Origin of the sequence: Mycobacterium tilburgii (assembly GCF_902168065.1) — a bacterium.
Taxonomy (GTDB): Bacteria; Actinomycetota; Actinomycetes; order Mycobacteriales; family Mycobacteriaceae; genus Mycobacterium; species Mycobacterium tilburgii.
Map to the genome: position 1 here is coordinate 20,230 of NZ_LR655704.1, position 23,161 is coordinate 43,390.

Here is a 23,161-nt window from a genome sequence, read left to right on the forward strand (position 1 = left end):
CAGCGGCGAGTGTGTCCGGAAGACCAGCTCGTGCCAGCTACTATCGCTTGGGTGTCGGATGGCGAACAGGCCAAACCACGTCGCCGCCGCGGGCGCCGCCGGCGTCGCGGCGGCGCCAAGGCGTCCGACAAAGAACCCGAAACCACGGTAACCGCCACCCCCGCGGCCAATAAGACGAATAGCCGGCGCCGGTCTCGCGCGCCACGTGGGGTGCCCGAGTGGCTGCGCACTGTGCACGAGACCTCCGCGGGCGGCCTGGTCATCGACGGCATCGACGGGCCGCGCGATGCGCAGATGGCCGCCCTGATCGGGCGCATCGACCGCCGCGGACGGATGCTGTGGTCGCTGCCCAAGGGGCATATCGAACTGGGCGAAACCGCGGAGCAGACGGCCATTCGTGAGGTTGCCGAAGAGACCGGAATCCACGGCAGCGTGCTGGCCGCGTTGGGGCGCATCGACTACTGGTTCGTCACCGATGGCCGCCGCGTGCACAAGACCGTGCACCATTATTTGATGCGGTTCTCCGGCGGCGAGCTGTCCGACGAGGACTTCGAGGTTGCCGAGGTCGCGTGGGTGCCGATGCGAGAGCTGCCGTCGCGACTTGCCTACGCCGACGAGCGCCGGCTAGCTCAGGTCGCCGACGAACTGATCGGCAAGCTGCAGCGCGGCGGGCCCGCCGCGCTGCCGCCGCTGCCGCCCAGCACGCCGCGTCGCAACCCGCAAACGCATTCGCGCACAAAGCATTCCGACAAAACCGCCAGCCGTCGCAACGGCCACGGGCCAGGGTCGTGACCGCGCCCCGTTCCTACTGGGCCGGCTTGTTGCGGCTGGCTGCCGTGGTCGCCCTCGTGGCCCGATTCACCGTGCCGCTCACCGGCCCGGTCGGCCTCCCCCGCGCGGCCGCCGATGAACCCCGGTCGACGCCGTTCATCCGCGTCCGGGTCGATCAGGTCACCCCGCACGTGGTGACCACCACCAGCCAACCCGTCGTCACGGTCAGCGGAATGGTGACCAACATCGGCGACCGCCCGGTCCGGGACGTCATGGTTCGGCTCGAACACGCCGCCGCGGTCGACACCTCGGCGGGGCTGCGCACCTCGCTGGACGGTGCCACCGATCAGTACCATCCGGCCGCCGACTTCCTGACCATCGCGCCCGAACTGCGGCGCGGGCAGGAGGCCGGCTTCGCCCTGTCCGCGCCGTTGCGCTCGTTGACCAAGCCGTCGCTGGGCATTAACCAGCCCGGGATCTACCCGCTGCTGGTCAACGTCAACGGCACGCCCGACCACGGAGACCCCGCCCGGCTCGACAATGCCCGGTTCCTGCTGCCGGTGATCGGAGTCCCACCCGACCGCGCCGACTCCCTGGAATCCGCCGTGGCTCCCGACACGTCGAAACCGGTCTGGGTGACCATGCTATGGCCGCTCGCCGACCGGCCGCGGCTGGCCCCGGGGCAGCCCGGCGGCACGGTTCCGGTCCGGCTGGTCGACGACGACCTGGCCACCTCGCTGGCCACCGGAGGCCGGCTGGACGTTCTGCTCTCCGCCGCCGAGGTCGCCACCAGCCACGACGTCGACCCCGACGGCGCCGTCGGCCGTGCGCTCTGCCTTGCCGTCGACCCGGATCTGCTGGTCACCGTCAATGCGATGACGGCGGGCTACGTGGTGTCGAACCCGCCCGGCGGCCCCGCCCAGCAGCCGGGCGCTCCCACCCACCCGGGCGCCGGGCAAGCCGCCGCGACCGGGTGGCTGAACCGGTTACGGGCGCTAGCGCATCACGTCTGCGTGACACCGCTGCCATACGCGCAGGCCGACCTGGACGCGCTGCAGCGGATCAACGATCGGAGGCTCACCGTGATCGCGACAACCAGCGTCGGCAACATCGTAGACCAGATCCTGGACGTGGCGTCCACCCGGGGCGCCATGCTGCTGACCGACGGCCCACTCACCGTCGGTGCGGTCGGTCTGCTCAACGCCAACAACAGCACGGTCGCCGTCGCCGCGGCCCACCTGGCCGCGCCGGATTCGAAATCGTCCGCCGACGGCTTCCACGATGTCGACACCACCCTCCGGCGGCTGTCCCAGCAGGTGGTGCTGGCGCCGTTCGATCCCGCGGTCAGTGCGGCGCTAGCCGGAGCGGGTAATGATCCCAGCGTGCCCACTTATCTCGACCCCTCATTGACGGTCCGGCTCACGCACGACTCCACCACCGCGCGCCGCCAGGACGCCCTGGGGTCCATGTTCTGGCATGCCCTGGATCGCGATGCCCCGCCGCGCACGCAGCTCCTCGTGCCGCCCGCCACCTGGAACCTGCAGGCCGACGACGCGCAGGTCATCCTGACCGCGCTGGCCACCATCATCCGATCGGGGCTGGGCGTGCCCCACCCGCTCGCTGCGGTGATTGCCGAAGCCGCGGCTTGCACGGAGCCGGGAGCACCGCCTGATGTCTCCGCCCCGGGGCGCGGCCGCTTCGCCGAGACCGTCACCGCCGACATTAACGGCCAGACCGGCCGGCTGTGGCGGCTGACCTCGGCGCTGAGCACCGATGAACGCACCGGGTTGACCGGCGTCCAGTACACCGCGCCGATGCGCGAGGACATGCTACGCGCGTTGAGCCAGTCGCAGCCCCCCGACGGTCGCAACGAGTTGGCGAAACAACGACTGGCGGTGGTCGGCGACACGGTCAACGACTTGTTCGGCGCGGTGACGATCGTGAACCCGGGCGGCTCCTACACCCTGGCGACCGAGCACAGCCCGTTGCCACTGGCCCTGCACAACGGTCTCGCGGTGCCGATCAAGGTGCGCCTGCAGGTCGACGCCCCGCCCGGAATCACCGTGACCGACATCGGGCAGATCGAATTGCCGCCGGGCTATCTGCCGCTGCGGGTTCCGATCGAGGTGAACTTCACCCAACGCGTCTCGATCAACGTCACGCTGCGAACCCCCGACGGCACCCGGCTGGGTGAGCCGGTGCGTTTGTCGGTGCACTCCAACGCCTACGGCAAGGTTCTCTTCGCGATCACCCTGACCGCCGCTGCGGTGCTGTTCTTCCTCGCCGGCCGGCGGCTGTGGCACCGGTTCCGCGACCAGCCCGACCGCGCCGATCCGCCCCACCACCAGCCGGCCGACCGGAGCGGTGTCGGCACTCGCGTGGACGAAGAGCACCGCGTATGAAACCCGCCTTCCGGCGGCCCCATTCATACCACCCGCCGCGTCGGCCTCAGCCGCCCCCGACCGGACCGCTGTCGCCCGTGACCGAGCTACCCACCCGACGGGTGGAGTTGTCCGACTCCGCGCTGGTCTCCCGGTCGTGGGCGATGGCGTTCGCGACGCTGGTCAGCCGGATCACCGGCTTCGGCCGGATCGTCGTGTTAGCGGCCATCCTGGGTGCGGCGCTGTCCAGCGCGTTCTCGGTCGCCAATCAGCTGCCGAACCTGGTTGCCGCGCTCGTACTGGAAGCGACATTCACCGCGATCTTCGTGCCGGTGCTGGCCCGCGCCGAGCAGAGCGACCCCGACGGCGGTGCGGCGTTCGTGCGCCGCCTGGTGACGGTGACGACCACGCTGCTGTTGTTCGCGACCGTCGCGTCGGTGGCCGCCGCGCCGCTGCTGGTTCGGCTGATGCTCGGCCGCGACCCGCAGGTGAACGAGCCGCTCACCACAGGGTTCGCCTATCTGCTACTGCCCCAGGTGCTGGCTTACGGCTTGACTTCGGTGTTCATGGCAATCCTGAACACCCGCAACGTCTTTGGGCCGACGGCTTGGGCCCCGGTCGTAAACAACGTCGTCGCGCTGCTAACACTGGCGGTGTATCTGCTGGTCCCCGGGGAACTTTCAGTCGATCCCGTTCGCATGGCCAACGCCAAGCTGCTGGTGCTCGGCATCGGGACCACGTTGGGCGTGTTCGCACAGACCGCGGTGTTGCTGGCCGCGCTGCGCCGCGAACGCGTGAGCCTGCGCCCGCTGTGGGGTATCGACGAACGGCTCAAGCGGTTCGGCACGATGGCCGCCGCGATGGTGCTCTACGTGCTAATCAGTCAGCTGGGACTGGTGGTCGGTAACCAAATCGCCAGTACCGCAGCGGCTTCTGGCCCGGCGATCTACAACTACACCTGGCTGGTACTGATGCTGCCGTTCGGCATGATCGGCGTGACCGTGCTGACCGTGGTGATGCCGCGGTTGAGCCGCAACGCCGCGGCCAACGACACGGGCGCTGTGCTGGCCGACCTCTCACTGGCCACCCGGCTGACGTTGATCACGCTGATTCCGATCGTGGCGTTCATGACCGTCGGCGGTCCCGCGATCGGCAGCGCATTGTTCGCCTACGGCCACTTTGGCGGCACCGACGCCGGGTATCTGGGGGCCGCGATCGCGCTGTCGGCGTTCACGCTGATCCCCTACGGCCTGGTGTTGTTGCAGCTGCGTGTCTTCTACGCGCGAGAGCAGGCCTGGACGCCGATCGTGATCATCCTCGTCATCACCGCCATCAAGATCGCCGGCTCGGTGCTGGCCCCACATGTCACCGACGACCCGCAGCTGGTGGCCGGCTTCCTCGGGCTGGCCAACGGGCTCGGCTTCCTGGCCGGCGCGATCGTCGGCTACGTACTGCTGCGGCATGCGTTGTTGCCTGCCGGCGGCCATCTGGTCGGACTGGCGGAGGTTCGCACGATCCTGGTTACGGTGGTCGCGTCGATGCTCGCCGGCCTGATCGCCCACGTCATCGACCGGCTCCTGGGGGTGGGCGCGTTGACCGCGCACGGCGGCGCCGCCGGTTCGCTGCTGCGGCTGTTGATCCTGGGGTGCATCATGCTGCCGATCATGGCGACGGTCATGGTGCGCGCGCAGGTTCCCGAGGCGGTGACGGCCATGGCCGCGGTGCGGCGTCGGATCAGCTCCCGCTCGTCGGCTGGCCCCCGGGGATCGTCTCACCGCCGCCCCGTCACGTACCCTGAACAGAGGAATTCGTCCCCGCCGGGGGTTAATACGGTCCAGGAGCCGATCCGGCGTAGGCCTCCGGAACGAGCAGGCAACGCCCGGCTGATGAAAGGACCGGAGGTGACCGACCGCCCCGTCGACAGCGCCGCACCCAGCTCCGGATCCAGCGGCGACCGGCCGCGTACCGCTGCCAATGACTTTCAGTCGGACATTGCGTCCAAGCGCACGGCATTCCCACCGGTTTCGCACCCGCCCGAGCAGCGCAATGGCGGGGCCGCCGACGAGCCGTCCAGCGGCTCGATCCCGTTCGACGCGCCCCGCGACCGCGGCGCCGAACCCGCCGGCGACGATGCGCACCTGGTTCCCGGCGCCCGCATCGCGGGCTGCCGCTACCGATTGCTCGTCTTCCACGGCGGCGCCCCGCCGCTGCAGTTCTGGCAGGCCCTCGACACGGCCCTGGACCGGCCGGTCGCGCTCACCTTCGTCGACCCCGACGGCAGCCTGCCCAGCGACGTGCAGCAGGAAATCCTGTCCTGCACGCTGCGGCTGAGCCGGATCGACAAGCCCGGCATCGCGCGCGTGCTCGACGTCGTCCACAGCCAGCGGGGCGGCCTGGTGGTCGCGGAGTGGATTCGGGGCGGCTCCCTGCAAGAGGTGGCCGACACCGCTCCCTCACCGCTCGGCGCGGTCCGGGCCATGCAATCGTTGGCCGCTGCCGCCGAAGCCGCCCACCGGGCCGGCGTCGCCCTGTCGATCGACCACCCGAGCCGCATCCGGGTCAGCATCGACGGCGACGTCGTGCTGGCATACCCGGCGACGATGCCGGACGCCAATCCCGAAGACGACATCCGCGGCATCGGTGCCTCGTTGTATGCGCTGCTGGTCAACCGGTGGCCGCTGCCCGAATCCGGGGTGCGCAGCGGATTCGCACCGGCCGAGCGCGACATGTTGGGCCTTCCCGTCGAGCCCAGCGTCATCGATCGCGACATCCCCTTCCAGGTCTCCGCAGTGGCCGTCCGCGCCGCGCAGGAGGATGGCGGGATCCGAAGTGCCTCGACACTTTTGAACCTTCTGCAGCAAGCGACCGCGGTCGCCGACCGGACCGAGGTGCTGGGTCCGATCGACGATTCGCCCGCCCCGCCGCCCGCGTGCGACGACCATGCGGTGCTAGCGCGGCGACGGCGCAACATGCTGATCGGTGGCGCCGCGGCACTCGCGGTGATCGTGGTCGCACTGCTGGTGCTGGCCTCGATCGTGAGCAAAATCTTCGGCAATGTGGGCGGCGGCCTGAACAAGGACGAACTCGGACTCAACGGACCGAGTTCGTCGAGCGCGTCGTCGACGGTGCCCGCTGCGCCGTCTGGCAGCGTCATCAAACCCATAAGGGCCACGGTCTTCTCCCCCGACGGCGAAGCCGACAATCCGGGCCAGGCGAGCATGGCCATTGACGGCAACTCCACCACGGGCTGGCAGACCGACATCTACACCGAAGCCGTGCCGTTCCCCAGCTTCAAAAACGGGGTCGGGTTGATGTTGCAACTGCCCAGCCCGACGGCGGTCGGGTCGGTGTCGATCGACACCCCCAGCACCGGGACCAGGGTCGAAATCCGGTCATCGTCCAGCCCGTCGCCGGTCCGGCTGGAGGACACCTCCCTGTTGGTGCCGGCCATCGCGCTCAAGCCCGGGCACAACACGATCCCGGTGCGCTCCGGCGCGAAGACGTCTACTGTCCTGGTGTGGATCACCACCCTGGGCAACACCGACGGGAAGAACCGCTCCGAGCTGTCGAACATCACAATCCAAGCGGTCTCCTGAGACTCACACCCACACCGCTGAGTGAAGTGCTGCCGGACCGGCCGATTGGTTACTGTCCGGCGGTTGGGCATCGGTAGCGATACACGGCTGCGCCGCAGTGACGCCGAGCTGCTCGCCGTCCACGTCGCCGGCGACGGCTGCTCCTTCGGCGAGCTGTTCTACCGTCATCGCCGCCAACTCCACCGTCTGGCGCGGCTGAGCAGCCGCATGCCCGAGGACGCACTGCAGGACGCCATGCTGTCGGCGCACCGGGGTGCCGGATCGTTTCGGCACGACGCCGCGGGGCGGCAGGTGGCTGCACCGGATTGTCGTCAACGCCTGCCTGGATCGGCTGCGCGCAACAAGTCTCACCCGACCAGGCCACTCGAGGATGTCTATCCAGTGCCGGACCGCACCGGTCAGGTCGAAACCGCGGTGATGGTGCCACCGCGCCCTGATGCGCCTGCCGATCGAGCAGCGGGCCACGACCGTGGCCGTCGAAATGCAGGGCTATTCGATCGCCCATACCGCGGCGCTGCTGGGCGTCGCCGAAAGCACCATGAAAAGCCGCTGCGGCCCGCGGCCGGGTCCGGCTCGCCCAGCTACTCGGGTTTCTCGACACTCCCCGCCATCCGGCCGGTCAGAGGCCAGGGCCGGGGCCCACCTTCGCCGTGGGCATGACGGAGACTGGGGTGGATGGGCGACACGAAACACCCCACGAACCAACCGGGGGCCGACCAGCCGGACCAGCATGAGCAACCAGGATCCGAACCGGCGCCGAGCGTGGAGCTGCTCGCCGACCTGCAGGCCAGTCTGCTGGACGACAGCACCGCCGCCCGGGTGTACCGCCGGGTGCGCGACGACCCGGGCGCTCAGCGCGCCCTGCAAGCGCTCCACCGGGTGCGGCGCAACGTCGCGGCCGCCGGCGCGATGACCCACTCCGCACGCTCGGGCGTCCGCCCGGCCAAGGTCTTCGCAGGAGTGGCCGGCGTCTGCGCGGCCCTCGCGGCGGCGGGCTTCGGTACCGCCGCCTTGCTCGACGAGCCGCCGTCAGCGCCGAGCACGCCGACCACTATCGAGCACATCACGGTGTCGACACCGCCCATGGTAGTCCCGCTGTCGCCGGCCGAGATCGGCGCCTTGCTCGGTCACACCCTGGACTACGGTCCGCTGACCGACGTGTCCCGACGGGCGTCGTGCCTGGCCGGTCTCGGCTATCCCGCGGCCACACAGGTACTCGGTGCACGGCCGATCGAGATCAACGCGCGCCCAGGTGTCCTGCTGGTTCTGCCCGGCGATGCGCCGACCGACCTGGCGGTCTTCGCGGTGGCGCTGAACTGCAGCGCCGCTGACACCGGGCTTTTGGCCAGCACCCAGATTCCGCGCCCTTAGAGTGGTGCCACGTGTTGCACGACACGGCCGGGAACAGCCCGCGCCTACGCTGACGTTCAACACGCGTGAGCACCTGCACCGGAAAGGCAACCATGAGCGAAACCGCACCCGACACCGTTCACGAGGTCATCATCATCGGATCCGGTCCGGCCGGGTACACCGCGGCGTTGTATACCGCCCGCGCGCAGCTGGCGCCGCTGGTGTTCGAGGGGACGTCCTTCGGCGGCGCGCTGATGACGACGACGGAGGTCGAGAACTACCCCGGTTTCCGCGACGGCATCACCGGCCCCGAGCTGATGGACCAGATGCGTGAGCAGGTTCTGCGCTTCGGCGCGGACCTGCGGATGGAGGACGTCGAGTCGGTGTCGCTAGAGGGCCCTATCAAGTCGGTCACCACCACTAAGGGTGAGACGTTCAAGGCCCGGGCGGTGATTTTGGCGATGGGTGCGGCCGCGCGGTACTTGCAGGTGCCGGGCGAACAGGAGTTGCTAGGGCGCGGGGTCAGCGTGTGTGCCACCTGTGACGGTTTCTTCTTCCGTGACCAGGACATCGCGGTGATCGGCGGCGGCGACTCGGCGATGGAAGAGGCGACGTTTTTAGCCCGGTTTGCCCGCAGCGTGACCCTGGTACACCGTCGCGACGAATTCCAGGCCTCCAAGATCATGCTCAACCGGGCGCGTTCCAACGACAAGATCACCTTCATGACCAACCAAATCGTGGTCGCCGTGGAGGGTGAGTCGACCGTCACCGGATTACGGTTGCGCGACAACGTAACCGGTGAAGAGACGGTGCTACCGGTGACGGGTGTGTTCGTCGCGATCGGTCACGATCCCCGTTCGGCACTGGTGCGTGACGTCCTCGACGTCGACCCCGACGGCTACGTTCAGGTCCAGGGGCATACCACCTACACGACTATCGAGGGGGTGTTCGCCGCCGGCGACTTGGTCGATCGCATCTACCGGCAGGCGGTCACCGCTGCCGGGAGCGGCTGCTCCGCAGCGATTGACGCCGAGCGCTGGTTGGCCGACCACGACGACGCCGACGCCGGTGAATCGGGAGCGGGAGACGCGGACAGTAACGATCTGATTGGAGCACCACGATGAGCGATACCGAAAAGGGCGCGGCCATAAAGGAGGTCTCGGACGCGTCCTTCTCCACCGACGTGTTGTCCAACGATAAGCCTGTGCTGGTTGACTTTTGGGCAACCTGGTGCGGCCCATGCAAGATGGTCGCCCCAGTTCTCAAGGAAATCGCTACGGAATGCTCGGACCAACTGACCGTCGCCAAGCTCGATGTCGACGCAAACCCGAAAACCGCGCGTGATTTCCAGGTGGTGTCGATCCCGACGATGATCCTGTTCAAGGACGGCCGGCCGGTCAAGCGAATTGTGGGCGCCAAAGGCAAGGCAGCGCTGCTGCGTGAGCTGTCGGACGCGGTTCCCGACCTCACTTGAGAACGGGCTGCGCTGGGCGGCAGTACCTCACCGTTCAGCCTGGGGTTTTCAGAAAACCGGAAAGTATCTGCGACAATACCGATTAGCTGTAATGCGTTTGTGAGCCTGTCAGTTTGTCCCGGAAGGCCCTTGGTATGTCGAGTCCGCGCCGCGAAAACGACGACGCGTTGCGCTGTGGCGACCGCAGCGCAGCTGTGACCAAGATCCGGGCGTCCCTGGCCGCTTTAGGGCTGCTGAACAATTCGGAAGAAGACTTGAGTACCGGGCGCCAGGTGGCTCCCGACGTCTTTGATGCCCAACTTGACCAGGCCGTGCGGGCTTTTCAGCAGCACCGCGGACTCCTGGTGGACGGCATCGTCGACGAGGCCACCTACCGGGCGCTGAAAGAGTCCTCCTACCGGCTTGGCGCTCGCACGCTATATCACCAGTTCGGTACCCCGCTATACGGTGACGACGTGGCTACCTTGCAGGCCCGGCTGCAAGATCTAGGGTTCTACACAGGTCTGGTCGACGGACATTTCGGCCTACAAACACACAACGCGTTGATGTCCTACCAGCGTGAGTACGGGCTATCCCCCGATGGAATCTGCGGTCCGGAAACGTTGCGCTCATTATACTTTCTGAGTTCGCGGGTCAGTGGTGGTTCACCGCACGCCATTCGCGAAGAAGAACTGGTTCGGCGGTCGGGTCCACGGCTGTCCGGCAAGCGTATCATCATCGACCCGGGCCGCGGCGACGACGACCACGGACTGATCGCGCATGGTCCTGCCGGCCCTATCAGCGAAGCAGATATCTTGTGGGACTTGGCGAGTCGGCTCGAAAGCCGGATGACAGCCATCGGCATGGAGACCTTCCTGTCCCGGCTGATCAACCGGGCCCCTTCGGACGCCGAACGTGCCGCAACCGCCAACAACGTGGGTGCCGACCTGATGATCAGCCTGCGCTGCGAAGCTCAGGTCAGCCCCTCGGCTAACGGTGTCGCTTCGTTCTATTTCGGCAACTCACACGGATCGGTGTCGACCATCGGTCGTAATCTTGCCGACTTCATCCAGCGTGAAGTGGTGGCCCGCACCGGATTACGAGACTGCCGGACTCATGGACGCACCTGGGATCTGCTGCGCCTGACAAGGATGCCCACCGTTCAGGTCGACGTCGGATACATCACCAATCCCGGTGATCGGGAACGGCTGATCTCGACCCAAACCCGGGACGCGATTGCCGAAGGCATTCTCGCCGCGGTCAAGCGGCTTTACCTGCTCGGCAAAAACGACCGGCCCACCGGCACATTCACGTTCGCCGAGTTGCTCGCGCACGAGCTGTCCGTGGAGCGGACCACCAGGTTCGGCGGAACTTAACCAGCCCTCTTGTTCTGCAATGCATTTCCCTCCTGCAGAACGTAGTTCGACCCGGCCCCCACCGGCTGCTGCAGCTGAGCGTTCGACAGCAGGCGCTCCAGTGCGGCCTCCACTTCGGCCTTCCAACCCAGTCCCTTGTCGAGCTCGAGCCGTAGCCGAGGGAAATACGAATGATGCGCTACCACAACGAATCCCGCGTCTTGCAAGAATCCTGCGTCGATGATGCAGCGCTCTACCGAACAGTCACAGAGTAATTTCAGCACGGGTCGGGTGGCGGGGTCGGCCAGCCGCAGATCCGACAACTCCGACACCGCCGAGGTACGGCCGAAAGCTTCCAGGGCCCGGACGCCGCGCCGCACCAATTCTTCGATCACCCGGGCCAGCAAGCTCTGCGCCAAATCGTCTGTGGCATGCTCTTCTTCGATACCCATGGACGTCAATAGCACCGCATCTGCCGACACCGGTGCGGTCGGGAACCGGCGTGCCCGCGGTACCGCTCCTGGAGGGGCATACAGGGCGTAGCCCAGGCAGGGTGGTTCGGCCTGATTGCGTTCGTCGGTAATCGCCGTGGCAACTTGGCCACACGAACCCCACTCGAGCATGACCATCGACAGCCAGGCTTCCTTTTCGAATTCAGGATCGGCCAGGTGGTCCTGATCGCCCAGCGTCGCAAGATCGACCTCCCAATACACGCACCGGCGGGCATGCTTGGGAAGCTGCTCGAAAGCTTCGAGCCGCAGTGGCGTGATTCGAGTAGACACTAGCCTCCTGGCCTCCGTGCGTACCGCGACCGGATTACCCGCGGACCGGCTGTTTCCAGCCCGACGTGCACGACGAACCCCTCCAGGATAGGAGGGTTTGTTGTTCCCGGACCAGTGTTGACCCCGCCACTCTGCTCCGGCCGCAAAACCGGCCCAAATCGCGGCGCGGAGCGCTGCGACATCGCGTATCAATCGTTGCACAGTGGATCTTCGTTTGATAGTGTAGTCTGTAGCACTGTGGCCCGTCCCCAAATCCTAGGCTGTGTCACAGTGACGTGGTTACTGCGGGTGAGCCGGTCGCGCCTTAGGCGGGACCATCATGTCGATTATTCGCTGGAGATCCTCGACCGAGGCGAATTCGACGACAATCTTCCCCTTGCGCTTGCCGAGACTGACGGTCACTCGGGTGTCGAAGGCGTTCGAGAGCCGCTCGGAGACATCTTGTAGGCCGGGCATCTGGATCGGCTTGCGGCGTGGCGGTGCCGGGGTCGTCGCGTCGCCTCGGTTGGCCAGCGTCACGGCCTCCTCGGTGGCGCGCACCGACAGCCCCTCGGCGACGATACGGCTCGCAAGCTCTTCCTGGGCCTCGAGACCCGCCTCCAGCGATAGCAGTGCACGGGCGTGGCCGGCGGACAGCACGCCGGCTGCTACCCGCCGCTGCACCGGAATCGGGAGTTTGAGCAGTCGGATCATGTTGGTGATCAACGGTCGCGATCGACCGATGCGTGCGGCCAGTTCATCGTGGGTGATCCCGAATTCGTCGAGCAACTGCTGGTATGCGGCGGCCTCTTCCAAGGGATTCAGCTGTGCGCGGTGAATATTCTCCAACAGGGCGTCGCGCAACAAGTTGTCATCGGTGGTCTCCCGCACGATCGCCGGCAGGGTGGCCAGGCCGGCCGCCTGCGCGGCACGCCAGCGACGCTCTCCCATCACGAGTTGATAACGGGCGCCGGTGGCCTTCCCGGACACCGCTCGCACCACGATGGGTTGCAACAAGCCGAACTCGCGGATCGAATGCACCAGCTCGGCCAGCGCCTCGTCGTCGAACGCCTGGCGCGGCTGGCGCGGGTTGGGCTCGATGTCTGACGGCGCAATCTCCCGATAGACCGCGCCTATTTCGTTGATCGTCGGCGCGGGCCCACTGATCAGCACGTCGGCTGCCGCGTCACCCATCCGCGGCCCCGGCGTCGCGGGTCCCGAGGCCCCTTCGGCAGGGCCGGTCGGAATCAGCGAAGCCAGGCCCCGGCCGAGGCCACCCTTCCTACGTGATGGCTGCGTCATTGTGGTCCCTTCGGAGATTAATCACGTTGTGCGAGTTCACGACTCGCGTCGAGGTAACTCATGGCACCACGCGAGCCAGGGTCGTAGTCGATGATTGTCATGCTGTATCCCGGCGCTTCGGAGACCTTCACGCTGCGCGGGATGACGGTCCGCAACACCTTGGGGCCGAAGTGGCGGCGGACCTCCTCGGCAACCTGGTCGGCGAGGTTGGTCCGTCCGTCGTACATGGTAAGTACCACGGTGGTGACGTCGAGCTGCGGGTTGAGGTGGGCCTTCACCATCTCGATGTTCTGCATCAGCTGCGATACACCCTCGAGCGCGTAGTACTCACACTGAATCGGGATCAACACCTCTGGGGCGGCGACAAGCGCGTTGATGGTCAGCAGTCCCAACGACGGCGGGCAGTCCACAAAGACGTAATCGAAGTCGAAGCCCTCCAATTGCGCTAGCGCGGTTCGCAACCGGCTCTCCCGGGCAACCATGCTGACCAATTCGATCTCGGCGCCGGCCAAATCGATCGTGGCCGGCACGCAATATAGCCGGTCGCTGTGCGGACTGCGCCGCAGCGCGGTTGCCAGGGTCTCCTCCCCCAGCAGTACCTCGTATGAGGACGGCGTCCCGGATTGACGATCGGTGATGCCGAGCGCGGTGCTGGCGTTGCCCTGCGGGTCGAGGTCGATCACCAGGATCTTGGGTCCTTGTAAAGCCAGCGCCGCCGCCAGGTTCACCGCGGTGGTGGTCTTGCCGACGCCGCCTTTCTGGTTCGCGACCGTAAAGACTCGGGGATGAGAGAGCTTGGGTAGCGGCGGGTAGGTGGTGTGCAGCACCCGCATCGCCCGCTCGGCGGCTGCGCCGATCGGGGTGTCGAATTCGCTCAATGTTTTACGTGAAACATCGGAGGGTGGGTTCACCGTCTGTGAGGATTGCGGCGCCTGTGGTACCACACCCACACCCTCTGGCAAGTTTTGGGGTACGCTCATGGCCTTCTCCTGTCCGCCCGCGATGTCAATTCGCGTCGCGACCGGGCTGCGCGCTGCGCTACCACCACAGTTGCGGGCGGATGCAAATAGCTCGCGCCACATGTCACTACTCTGACATCAACTGCATCTAGCGTCGCCATTACACGCCGATGTTGTAAGACTTCACCGGGAGCGCACTCCCCTTTAATCGCGATCATGCGTCCACCCGGACGTAGCAACGGCATGCTCCACTTCGTCAGTTTGTCCAACGCGGCCAGTGCTCGGGACACCGCGACATCGCGGTTGCCCCATTGCTGCTGCACCCATGGCTCTTCGGCGCGGCAACGCACCACCTCGACGCTTAGCCTTAGTTCTGCAACTACCTCTTTGAGAAACTCGCTGCGGCGCAGCAACGGCTCGAGTAAGACCATATCCAGATCCGGTCGAGCAATTGCCAACGGTATTCCTGGCAGTCCCGCTCCGCTCCCGATATCGACAACCCGTTCGCCGTCGCCGAACAATTCGGCGACGGCCGCGCTGTTCAGTACATGGCGGTCCCAGATACGCGGCACCTCACCGGGGCCCAACAGGCCGCGTTCCACTGCGGCGATCGCGAGGATCTCCGCATACTGCGCGGCGGTGCCGAGGCCCGCTCCAAAGAACACCGCAGCCCCGGCCGGCACAGGCCTCGGTAGAATATCCGCCGTACCGGGGATCACCCCTTCTGGATCGGAACCCCCACCATGTTTCACGTAAAACATTCCTCCAACCTTGGAACCTACGGCTGCGAACAAACTGGACTAGTGCAATCCTGAAGCAGGCTAGTCATGCAAAACGACAACCCGTCGCGACGGCTCCACACCCTCGCTTTCGGTGTGTACGCCAGCGACGGCGGCGACCGCGTCGTGAACGATCTTCCGCTCGAACGGCGTCATTGGTTTGAGCTCTTCACGCTCGCCTGTTTCCAGCACCCGCCGGGCCACCTTGTTACCCAACGCCGCCAGCTCTTCGTGGCGACGCCGGCGCCAGCTCGCGATGTCAAGCATCAGCCGGCTGCGCACGCCGGTCTTCTGATGCACAGCCAGCCGAGTCAGCTCCTGCAGGGCGTCCAGCACCTCGCCGCCGCGCCCGACCAACTTATTCAGGTCGTCGCTGCCGTCAATACTAACGACCGCTCGGTTCCCTTCCACGTCAAGGTCGATATCCCCGTCAAAATCCAACAGGTCCAGCAGCTCCTCGAGATAATCGCCAGCGATCTCGCCTTCGGCGACTAATCGCTCCTCGAGGTCGTCGCTCTCGTCGGCACCGGCGTCAATCGCGGCGGTATACTCGAGTGCATCCGCGACCGTCGGCCGGGAGTCAACATCCCGTTCGGTGGTGTCGGCGTCCGTCATCTTCTCTACCTCGTCCATGGGTCTGCCCCTAATCTCTTTCGGGTCACTCTTCGGCGCTAGCACAGTAAACCTGTGGCACTAGCGCTTCCGTCTCTTGGGTCGCGCCCTTGGTTTCAGGGTCCGGTTCGCTAGACCGGTGGCACCGCCGATCGGTTTGCCGTCGGTATTCGGTTTCGGCGTCTTCTCGGCCACGTCCGAGGCGCTCTCGTCGCCTTCGTCGCGGACGTCACTGTTCGTCGGCGCGGATTTTCTTTTCGGCTTGGCACCCGGCAGCGGAGCATTGACCACCCTTCGCTGCAGCGTCTCCCGCTTCTTCGCCTCGTCCTCTTTCTCGATCATGCTGAACACATAATGCTGTTGGCCGAATGTCCAGATATTGTTCGAGAACCAATACAGGATGATCGCCACCGGAAGGAACGGGCCACCAACCACGACACCGAATGGAAAGACATACAGCGCAAGCTTATTCATCATCGCCGTCTGAGGATTCGCCGACACTTCCGCGCTCTGCCGGGCAATCGATGCTCGGCTATTGAAGTACGTGGCGATGCCCGCCAGAATCATCACCGGCGCGCCAACCGCGATCACCGCCGGACGATTGAAATCGATGAAGGCGTCCAACCCGGTACGCTGTGTCATCGATGCACCGATCGGGGCGCCGAACAGATTCGCATCCAGGAAGTAACCGACGTCGGCCGAGCTGAACATGTAGTTACCTGTGGCGCGGTTCTGAGCCACCGACATCTGCGGTTGGCCGAACCCGCCGGTGGTGCGGTTGAACGATCGCAACACGTGATAGAGCCCAAGGAACACCGGAATCTGGGCGAGCATCGGCAAGCAGCCCAGTATCGGGTTGAATGCGTGCTCGCGCTGCAGCTTCTGCAATTCCAGCGCCATCCGCTGGCGGTCCTTGCCGTACTTCTTCTGCAGCGCCTTGATCTGGGGCTGGAGTTCCTGCATCTGCCGAGTGGTGCGGATCTGCCGGACGAACGGTTTGTAAAGCAGCGCCCGCAAGCTGAACACCAGGAACATCACCGACAGGGCCCAGACGAAAAAGTTCGAGGGTCCCAGTAAAGCCCCAAACAGCTTGTACCAAACCCACATGATCCACGACACCGGGTAGTAGACAAAGTCGAGGCTAAACACGTCAAACAACAGATCCACTCTCCCCTCGCGACGCCGGGATTTCCCCGACAGCGCTGGTGTCATCACGGTTCACCGGGCAGCCTTGGTCTGCGAAGCGGCGCTCGGGCGTTGGGTCCCATCCTCCCCGATGCCACGGTCCGCACTTGGCGAACCTGACCAACGCAAACCAACTCCCCTGAAACAGTCCGAACTCGGTGAGCGCTTCGACGGCGTACTGACTGCAGGTCGGCATGAAGCGACACGTCGGCGGCCGCAGCGGCGACACCATGTGCCGGTACACCTGGATCACGAACACCAGACCACGCACTACGGTCGTGCCGGCACGGGTGACGCCAGTGCTCCCCGGCGCCGTCATACTCAACGGTTCGTCCCACCTTGTTTGAGGACCCACCGCAACCCGAGGCGCAGTTCCTGCTCCAGCCGGGCCGACGATGCGTCCCGACTACCCGGCAACACGCGAATCACCATCCGGTCGTTGTACTCAAGATCGGTCAGCATCCCGCGGACCACGTGCCGCAACCTACGCGACACCCGATGACGGTCAACGGCCGATCCGACCGATTTGCCGACAATCAGCCCGACGCGTGGACCGTTGACGGTTCCGACGTTGGTGTCCCGCCGCATATGGACAACAAGATCGGACTGCGCCGCGCGTACCCCGTATTTCACCGTCGCGTCGAATTCCCGAGATCGCCGCATGCGGTTACGTGCGGGAAGCACCGCCAACAAACCTGTCGGTCAGATCAAGCAGAAAGAGCGCGGCGACCCTTGCGGCGACGGCCAGAAACGATGGCGCGCCCGGCCCTGGTCCGCATCCGCAGGCGGAAGCCATGCGCCCGGGCACGGCGCCGATTGTTCGGCTGGAAAGTCCGTTTGCCCTTAGCCACGGCGTTCTCCTCGTTCTATCTCGCTAGAAGCTTTCTCAGCCCTCCGGCCGTTCACGTTTGGCTCAGCCATATTATCTTCGTATCGGTCAGAACTGTGGTCTTACTGCTGGCCGGCGCGGTCCTCGAGAAACATAACTCCTGGGTCGTAGCCGTATCGCCGACTTTCGGGCGACTGTATGAGGGTACTGACGCATGTTCGCCGGGTCAAACCTAGCCTACGCCAACAAGACACGCTCCCGACCAACGTCGAAGCACCTCGAGCCGGCACTATCCCGAACCAACCCTAAAAAACGCGATTGGAATGCAACAGAACTGTTGGCAGCCGCACGGAAAACTGTTAACTTCGAGCAATGCCGTTTCAGATTTGGGACGGCGCTCGACAACGAAGCATGATGGCGGATCTTCTGGCGGTGTAGACGACCTGGCCTGGGTTGTCTCCGGCCCACAAGTTTGGGAGCTGTCACCGACAGGATGCAGCACGCACCCGTCTATCCTGTCCACACATGTGTATAACTTATGTGGACAGTCGCTTTGTCGGCAAGTGGTTAGGGTTTGACGTCGGACCAGGGAGAGTGCGTCGTTGACCGATGACCCCGGTTCTGGTTTCACGACCGTGTGGAACGCGGTCGTCTCCGAGCTCAACGGTGGTTCCGACGAAGACGGTGAGACCGACAACCGCACCACACTCGCCACCCCACTGACCCCGCAACAACGTGCCTGGCTCAATCTCGTCCAGCCCCTCACCATTGTCGAGGGTTTCGCGCTGCTGTCGGTGCCGAGCAGTTTCGTGCAGAACGAGATCGAACGCCATCTGCGCATCACGATCACCGATGCGCTGAGTCGGCGGCTTGGTCAGCAAATCCAGCTCGGGGTCCGCATCGCGCCGCCCACCGACGACACCGAGGATGTCGCCTTCACATCCGACAACACCTACGCCGATGATCCCGGCCAAGAAACTTCAAGTGACGTTGACGAAGCCTACGAGAGCAGTGAAACCACCGAAAACGGCGAAATCGTCGCGGCCGAGCAGAGTTGGCCCAATTACTTTACCGGACAGCCGCTGTCCACCGACTCCGGCGCCGCGGACGGCACCAGCCTCAACCGGCGCTACACATTCGAGACTTTCGTCATCGGCGCCTCCAACCGGTTCGCTCATGCCGCAGCCCTAGCTATCGCCGAAGCGCCGGCGCGGGCCTACAACCCACTCTTCATCTGGGGAGAGTCTGGCCTAGGCAAAACCCATTTACTGCATGCCGCAGGCAATTACGCGCAGCGACTGTTCCCCGAGATGCGGGTCAAGTACGTCTCGACAGAAGAATTCACCAACGACTTCATCAACTCGCTGCGCGACGACCGCAAGGTCGCGTTCAAACGCAGCTACCGCGATGTCGATGTGCTGCTCGTCGATGACATCCAGTTCATCGAGGGTAAGGAAGGTATCCAGGAGGAGTTCTTCCACACCTTCAACACGTTGCACAACGCCAACAAACAGATCGTCATCTCGTCGGACCGGCCACCCAAACAGCTCGCCACCCTGGAAGACCGACTGCGGACCCGGTTCGAATGGGGCCTGATCACCGATGTCCAGCCACCCGAGCTGGAAACCCGCATCGCCATTCTGCGCAAGAAGGCACAGATGGAACGCCTCGCGGTGCCCGACGACGTCCTCGAGTTGATCGCCAGCAGCATCGAACGCAACATCCGTGAGCTCGAGGGCGCCCTGATCCGGGTCACGGCGTTCGCCTCGCTCAACAAAACGCCGATCGACAAATCGCTGGCCGAAATCGTGCTGCGGGATCTGATCGCCGACGCCAGCACGATGCAGATCAGCGCGGCGACGATCATGGCGGCCACCGCCGAATACTTCGATACCACCATCGAGGAGTTACGCGGCCCGGGCAAGACCCGAGCGCTAGCTCAGTCCCGCCAGATCGCCATGTACCTCTGCCGCGAGCTGACCGACCTGTCGCTACCCAAGATCGGCCAGGCGTTCGGCAGGGACCACACCACGGTCATGTACGCACAGCGAAAGATCTTGTCCGAGATGGCCGAGCGACATGAAGTGTTCGATCACGTCAAAGAACTCACCACGCGGATCCGGCAACGCTCCAAGCGCTGACTCACCCTCGCACCCACAAGAGCGCCGCGGTGCGGGCGGAAATACCAACTTTTCGTAAAAACTTCTCGCTCGTTTGTAACTCCAGCCACACCCCCGATATGTGGGCAATACTGTGTACAAACGTGCCGAATGTCGGTGTAGTACCCGGCGCCAGCGTGCACACCCCGCCCCGATCCCCAGCGCCCCAACACCGACTGCACAGTTCCCCTGCCGGTCACCCACAGGGTCGCCACCGCGCTAGCTGCATCAAACCGCGGTTGTCCCCAGAATGCACAGGCCTTAATACTGGTACTGAAATCTTTCCGTTTGTTTTTCTTTGAAGAGCAGCTGTGGGGACACGTGGTCGCATAGCGCTCATCTGGTCGTCACCCACTCGGGTTGTCGGCCTTTGCGATTAGCTTTAAAGATGGACGAGGAAGCTTTACGGTTGTTGTTGTTCGTGCCGTTGTGGATGTCGTGGAGCAGAAGGCACGCCGGCGGGGCGCACAGCCAACCGGTGGTTTCGGATTTGGGTAGGTGATAAGGACGCTATGAACGTGGCGACGACGAATGCTGGCCTCACCGACCTAAAGTTTCGGCTGGTCCGAGACTCGTTCGCCGACGCTGTGTCGTGGGTCGCGAAAAACCTGCCGTCGAGGCCGGCTGTGCCAATCCTCTCCGGCATGTTATTGACGGGCACCGATGAGGGGTTGACGGTCTCTGGATTCGACTACGAAGTCTCCGCCGAGGCACAGATTGCGGCCGAAATCGCTTCTCCGGGAAGTGTTTTAGTGTCGGGACGCTTGTTGTCCGACATTGTTCGGGCGTTGCCGGACAAGCCGATCGATTTCTATGTCGACGGCAACCGGGTGACGTTGACCTGTAGAAGTGCCAAGTTCTCCCTGCCGACCATGGCGGTCGAGGATTACCCGACATTGCCGACGCTGCCGGAAGAGACCGGCAGCCTGCCGTCGGATTTGTTTGCCGAGGCGATCAGCCAGGTTGCAATTGCCGCCGGCCGCGACGACACGCTGCCGATGCTGACCGGCATCCGCGTCGAGATCTCCGGTGAATCGCTCGTTTTGGCGGCAACCGACAGGTTCCGCCTGGCAGTCCGCGAACTGACCTGGTCGGTGTTGTCACCTGATATCGAGGCTGCCGTGCTGGTGCCGGCCAAAACCCTGGCCGAGGCGGCGAAAGCGGGGACCGACGGGTCCGACGTCCGATTGTCGTTGGGCAGCGGTTTGGGTGTCGGCAATGACGGGCTGATTGGCATCAGCGGCAACGGTAAGCGCAGCACCACCCGGCTGTTGGATGCCGAGTTCCCGAAATTCCGTCAGTTGCTTCCCGCCGAGCACACCGCGGTGGCGACCATAAACGTCGCCGAACTGACCGAGGCGATCAAGCTCGTCGCGCTGGTCGCGGATCGCGGCGCTCAGGTGCGGATGGAATTCTCCGAGGGGACGTTGCGGCTGTCCGCCGGCGCCGACGACGTCGGCCGGGCCGAAGAAGCGCTCGCCGTCGACTTCGCCGGTGAACCGTTGACCATCGCGTTCAACCCGACTTACCTAACCGACGGACTCGGATCGGTCCACGCCGATCGGGTGTTGTTCGGCTTCACCACTCCCGGGAAACCGGCGTTGCTACGCCCAGCCTTCGATGCGGATAGCCACCCCACGGGTACCGGCCCGTTCTCCGCATTGCCCACCGATTACGTCTACTTGTTAATGCCAGTTCGGTTGCCCGGATAGGCCGAACAGGTGTACGTCCGACATTTAGGGCTGCGCGATTTCCGGTCCTGGGCGCACGCCGACGTCGAGCTGGAACCGGGCCGGACGGTGTTTGTCGGACCCAACGGCTTCGGAAAGACGAATCTCATTGAGGCGCTGTGGTATTCGACTACGTTGGGTTCACATCGGGTCGGTGTCGATGCACCGTTGATCCGGGCTGGGTGCGGCCGCGCGGTGGTGTCAACCATCGTGGTCAACGGCGGCCGGGAATGCGCGATCGATGTGGAGATTATCGCCGGCCGAGTCAACAAGGCCAGGCTCAATCGGTCACCGGTGCGTAGTACCCGGGAGGTGGTCGGGGTCTTGCGTGCGGTGTTGTTCGCTCCCGAAGATCTGTCTCTGGTTCGCGGTGATCCGGCTGATCGCCGGCGATACCTCGACGATCTGGAGACCGTTCGACGCCCGGTATTCGCCGTGCTGCGCGCGGATTACGACAAGGTGCTGCGGCAGCGCACCGCACTGTTGAAGTCGCTGGCCGGGGCGCGGTACCGCGGTGACCGCGACACGTTGGACACTCTCGAGGTGTGGGATGCGCGGCTGGCCGAGCACGGCGCCGAATTGATGGCTGCCCGTATCGATTTGATGAATCAACTGACGTCCGAGGTGGAGAAGGCTTACAAACTGCTGGCCCCGGGATCGCGCTCCGCCGCCGTCGGCTACAAGTCGAGCATCGACCGGGCGGGTATCGACAATCCGGCAGACACCGGCGGCGACCGGAAATTGTTGGAAGCCGCGTTGTTGTCGGCGTTGGCGGCGCGCCGCGACGCCGAGCTGGAGCGGGGGGTCTGTTTGGTCGGCCCGCACCGCGATGACTTGGAATTACGGCTCGGCGACCAGCCGACGAAAGGCTTTGCCAGCCATGGCGAATCGTGGTCTTTTGCGCTCGCCCTGCGGCTGGCCGCGTACGAGTTGTTGTGCGCCGACGGTGGTGAACCGGTTTTGTTGCTCGACGACGTTTTTTCCGAACTCGACGCCGCTCGCCGCCGGGCGTTGGCCACCATCGCGAATTCTGCGGAACAAGTTTTGGTGACAGCGGCGGGGCTGGAAGATATCCCCGAGGGCTGGGACGCTAAGCAGGTGCACATCGACTTACGGGACGACGACTCGGGCCGGATTTCGGTGATGCAGCCATGACCGGCTCCGAGCAGGAACCCCAGGACGTCACTTCCCCACCACCCACTGAGTTGTGCGATATCGATCTGGTGCGGCGTACACTCGAGGAGGCGTGGGCGGCCGCACGAGCGCAGGGCAAAGACGTTGGGCTGGGCAGCGGTGCGGGGCAGCGGCGGGTGACCGGGCAGCGACGCAGTTGGTCGGGTCCGGGACCCGACGTGCGCGACCCGCAACCGCTCGGGCGGCTCGCCCGTGAACTCGCGAAAAAGCGTGGTTGGTCCGGACACGTCGCCGAGGGCACCGTTTTAGGCCATTGGGCGACGGTGGTCGGGCAGCAGATCGCCGATCACGCCACGCCGACACGGCTGCACGAGGGGGTGCTCAGCGTGGCCGCCGAGTCGACGGCCTGGGCCACCCAGCTGAGGATGATCCAGGCACAATTGCTTGTCAAGATCGCCGCCGCGGTCGGCAACGGCGTGGTCACTTCGTTGAAAATCACCGGTCCGGCCGCTCCGTCATGGCGGAAGGGTCCGCGACACATCTCTGGGCGCGGGCCGCGTGACACCTACGGCTGACACTATCGGGGCCGTGTGGTGCTCGGATTCCTGCCGGGTGGAGACGGAAACGGGCGGCGACTCAGAGACGCGGGGACGAAATGAACCCCCATGACGTACGTACCCGGAGGACGTACCGTCATTGAAGAAATCGGACATACGGCGCGTACAGATTAGGCAGAAACGCGCTCGGAGAATCGGTCTTAAACGTCGATCACGGTAGAGTGGATGAATGCGACTGTTGCGGTGGC

General features: G+C 65.0%; 20 protein-coding genes and 1 pseudogene. 12 read left to right on the forward strand and 9 right to left on the reverse strand.

The genetic code is table 11. The features are described 5' to 3' along the window. The first annotated feature begins 51 nt into the window (after nucleotides 1-51). The 8 genes and pseudogenes from FQ389_RS08405 to FQ389_RS08440 all read left to right on the forward strand — a co-directional run bounded on the left by FQ389_RS08405 (nucleotide 52) and on the right by FQ389_RS08440 (nucleotide 10,927). A complete protein-coding gene (locus FQ389_RS08405) occupies nucleotides 52-792 on the forward strand; it encodes an NUDIX hydrolase (protein WP_144206765.1) in 741 nt (246 codons plus the stop codon). Continuing rightward, complete coding sequence (locus FQ389_RS08410) at nucleotides 789-3,173, forward strand: DUF6049 family protein (RefSeq protein WP_144206767.1); 2,385 nt, start codon at nucleotides 789-791, stop codon at nucleotides 3,171-3,173. Before FQ389_RS08405 ends, FQ389_RS08410 begins: the two co-directional genes overlap by 4 nt. After that, the gene (locus tag FQ389_RS08415; protein ID WP_144206769.1) at nucleotides 3,170-6,748 is read left to right on the forward strand and encodes a murein biosynthesis integral membrane protein MurJ; all 3,579 of its coding nucleotides are present in this window, start codon (nucleotides 3,170-3,172) and stop codon (nucleotides 6,746-6,748) included. The genes FQ389_RS08410 and FQ389_RS08415 overlap by 4 nt, the downstream gene beginning before the upstream one ends. Before the next feature lie 63 nt (nucleotides 6,749-6,811). Beyond that, nucleotides 6,812-7,482, forward strand: a pseudogene (sigM, locus tag FQ389_RS08420) (RNA polymerase sigma factor SigM). Next, a complete protein-coding gene (locus tag FQ389_RS08425) occupies nucleotides 7,424-8,119 on the forward strand; it encodes a hypothetical protein (RefSeq protein WP_144206771.1) in 696 nt (231 codons plus the stop codon). Before sigM ends, FQ389_RS08425 begins: the two are co-directional and overlap by 59 nt. Before the next feature lie 92 nt (nucleotides 8,120-8,211). Beyond that, complete coding sequence (gene trxB, locus FQ389_RS08430) at nucleotides 8,212-9,222, forward strand: thioredoxin-disulfide reductase (RefSeq protein ID WP_144206819.1); 1,011 nt, start codon at nucleotides 8,212-8,214, stop codon at nucleotides 9,220-9,222. Further along, a complete protein-coding gene (trxA, locus tag FQ389_RS08435; RefSeq protein WP_144206773.1) occupies nucleotides 9,219-9,572 on the forward strand; it encodes a thioredoxin in 354 nt (117 codons plus the stop codon). Before trxB ends, trxA begins: the two co-directional genes overlap by 4 nt. A 134-nt stretch (nucleotides 9,573-9,706) precedes the next feature. Continuing rightward, entirely contained in the window at nucleotides 9,707-10,927 is a 1,221-nt protein-coding gene (locus tag FQ389_RS08440) for an N-acetylmuramoyl-L-alanine amidase (protein ID WP_144206775.1), read from the forward strand. Here FQ389_RS08440 and FQ389_RS08445 read toward each other — a convergent pair. The 9 genes from FQ389_RS08445 to rpmH all read right to left on the reverse strand — a co-directional run bounded on the left by FQ389_RS08445 (nucleotide 10,924) and on the right by rpmH (nucleotide 17,355). Next, nucleotides 10,924-11,688 carry an acetyltransferase gene (locus FQ389_RS08445; protein ID WP_144206777.1) on the reverse strand — a complete coding sequence of 255 codons (765 nt, stop codon included), beginning with the start codon at nucleotides 11,686-11,688 and terminating at the stop codon, nucleotides 10,924-10,926. The two genes, FQ389_RS08440 and FQ389_RS08445, sit on opposite strands and share 4 nt — an antisense overlap. A gap of 279 nt (nucleotides 11,689-11,967) precedes the next feature. Continuing rightward, nucleotides 11,968-12,969: a ParB/RepB/Spo0J family partition protein gene (locus tag FQ389_RS08450; protein ID WP_144206779.1), complete on the reverse strand. Its 1,002-nt coding sequence runs from the start codon at nucleotides 12,967-12,969 to the stop codon at nucleotides 11,968-11,970. Between the two features lie 17 nt (nucleotides 12,970-12,986). Continuing rightward, the gene (locus FQ389_RS08455; RefSeq protein ID WP_144206781.1) at nucleotides 12,987-13,949 is read right to left on the reverse strand and encodes a ParA family protein; all 963 of its coding nucleotides are present in this window, start codon (nucleotides 13,947-13,949) and stop codon (nucleotides 12,987-12,989) included. Beyond that, nucleotides 13,946-14,689 (reverse strand): 16S rRNA (guanine(527)-N(7))-methyltransferase RsmG, encoded by a 744-nt coding sequence (rsmG, locus tag FQ389_RS08460; protein WP_144206784.1) that lies wholly within the window; start codon nucleotides 14,687-14,689, stop codon nucleotides 13,946-13,948. Before rsmG ends, FQ389_RS08455 begins: the two co-directional genes overlap by 4 nt. A 60-nt stretch (nucleotides 14,690-14,749) precedes the next feature. Further along, complete coding sequence (locus tag FQ389_RS08465) at nucleotides 14,750-15,322, reverse strand: Jag family protein (protein ID WP_144206821.1); 573 nt, start codon at nucleotides 15,320-15,322, stop codon at nucleotides 14,750-14,752. Between the two features lie 78 nt (nucleotides 15,323-15,400). Beyond that, nucleotides 15,401-16,486, reverse strand: a complete 1,086-nt coding sequence (yidC, locus tag FQ389_RS08470) for a membrane protein insertase YidC (protein ID WP_144206786.1) — start codon at nucleotides 16,484-16,486, stop codon at nucleotides 15,401-15,403. Continuing rightward, nucleotides 16,470-16,823, reverse strand: a complete 354-nt coding sequence (gene yidD, locus FQ389_RS08475; protein ID WP_144206788.1) for a membrane protein insertion efficiency factor YidD — start codon at nucleotides 16,821-16,823, stop codon at nucleotides 16,470-16,472. Before yidD ends, yidC begins: the two co-directional genes overlap by 17 nt. Before the next feature lie 2 nt (nucleotides 16,824-16,825). Then, nucleotides 16,826-17,188 carry a ribonuclease P protein component gene (rnpA, locus tag FQ389_RS08480; RefSeq protein WP_144206790.1) on the reverse strand — a complete coding sequence of 121 codons (363 nt, stop codon included), beginning with the start codon at nucleotides 17,186-17,188 and terminating at the stop codon, nucleotides 16,826-16,828. A 23-nt stretch (nucleotides 17,189-17,211) separates the two neighbouring features. After that, a complete protein-coding gene (gene rpmH, locus FQ389_RS08485; RefSeq protein ID WP_144206792.1) occupies nucleotides 17,212-17,355 on the reverse strand; it encodes a 50S ribosomal protein L34 in 144 nt (47 codons plus the stop codon). Nucleotides 17,356-17,935: 580 nt separating this feature from the next. Here rpmH and dnaA point away from each other — a divergent pair. The 4 genes from dnaA to FQ389_RS08505 all read left to right on the forward strand — a co-directional run bounded on the left by dnaA (nucleotide 17,936) and on the right by FQ389_RS08505 (nucleotide 22,931). Then, nucleotides 17,936-19,474 carry a chromosomal replication initiator protein DnaA gene (gene dnaA, locus FQ389_RS08490; protein ID WP_144206794.1) on the forward strand — a complete coding sequence of 513 codons (1,539 nt, stop codon included), beginning with the start codon at nucleotides 17,936-17,938 and terminating at the stop codon, nucleotides 19,472-19,474. A 530-nt stretch (nucleotides 19,475-20,004) separates the two neighbouring features. Then, on the forward strand, nucleotides 20,005-21,204 hold the full coding sequence (dnaN, locus tag FQ389_RS08495; protein ID WP_144206797.1) for a DNA polymerase III subunit beta: 1,200 nt from the start codon (nucleotides 20,005-20,007) through the stop codon (nucleotides 21,202-21,204). A 9-nt stretch (nucleotides 21,205-21,213) separates the two neighbouring features. Continuing rightward, nucleotides 21,214-22,377, forward strand: coding sequence for a DNA replication/repair protein RecF (recF, locus tag FQ389_RS08500; protein ID WP_144206799.1), 1,164 nt, complete (start codon nucleotides 21,214-21,216; stop codon nucleotides 22,375-22,377). After that, nucleotides 22,374-22,931, forward strand: coding sequence for a DUF721 family protein (locus FQ389_RS08505; RefSeq protein WP_144206801.1), 558 nt, complete (start codon nucleotides 22,374-22,376; stop codon nucleotides 22,929-22,931). The genes recF and FQ389_RS08505 overlap by 4 nt, the downstream gene beginning before the upstream one ends. Nucleotides 22,932-23,161: the final 230 nt, after the last annotated feature.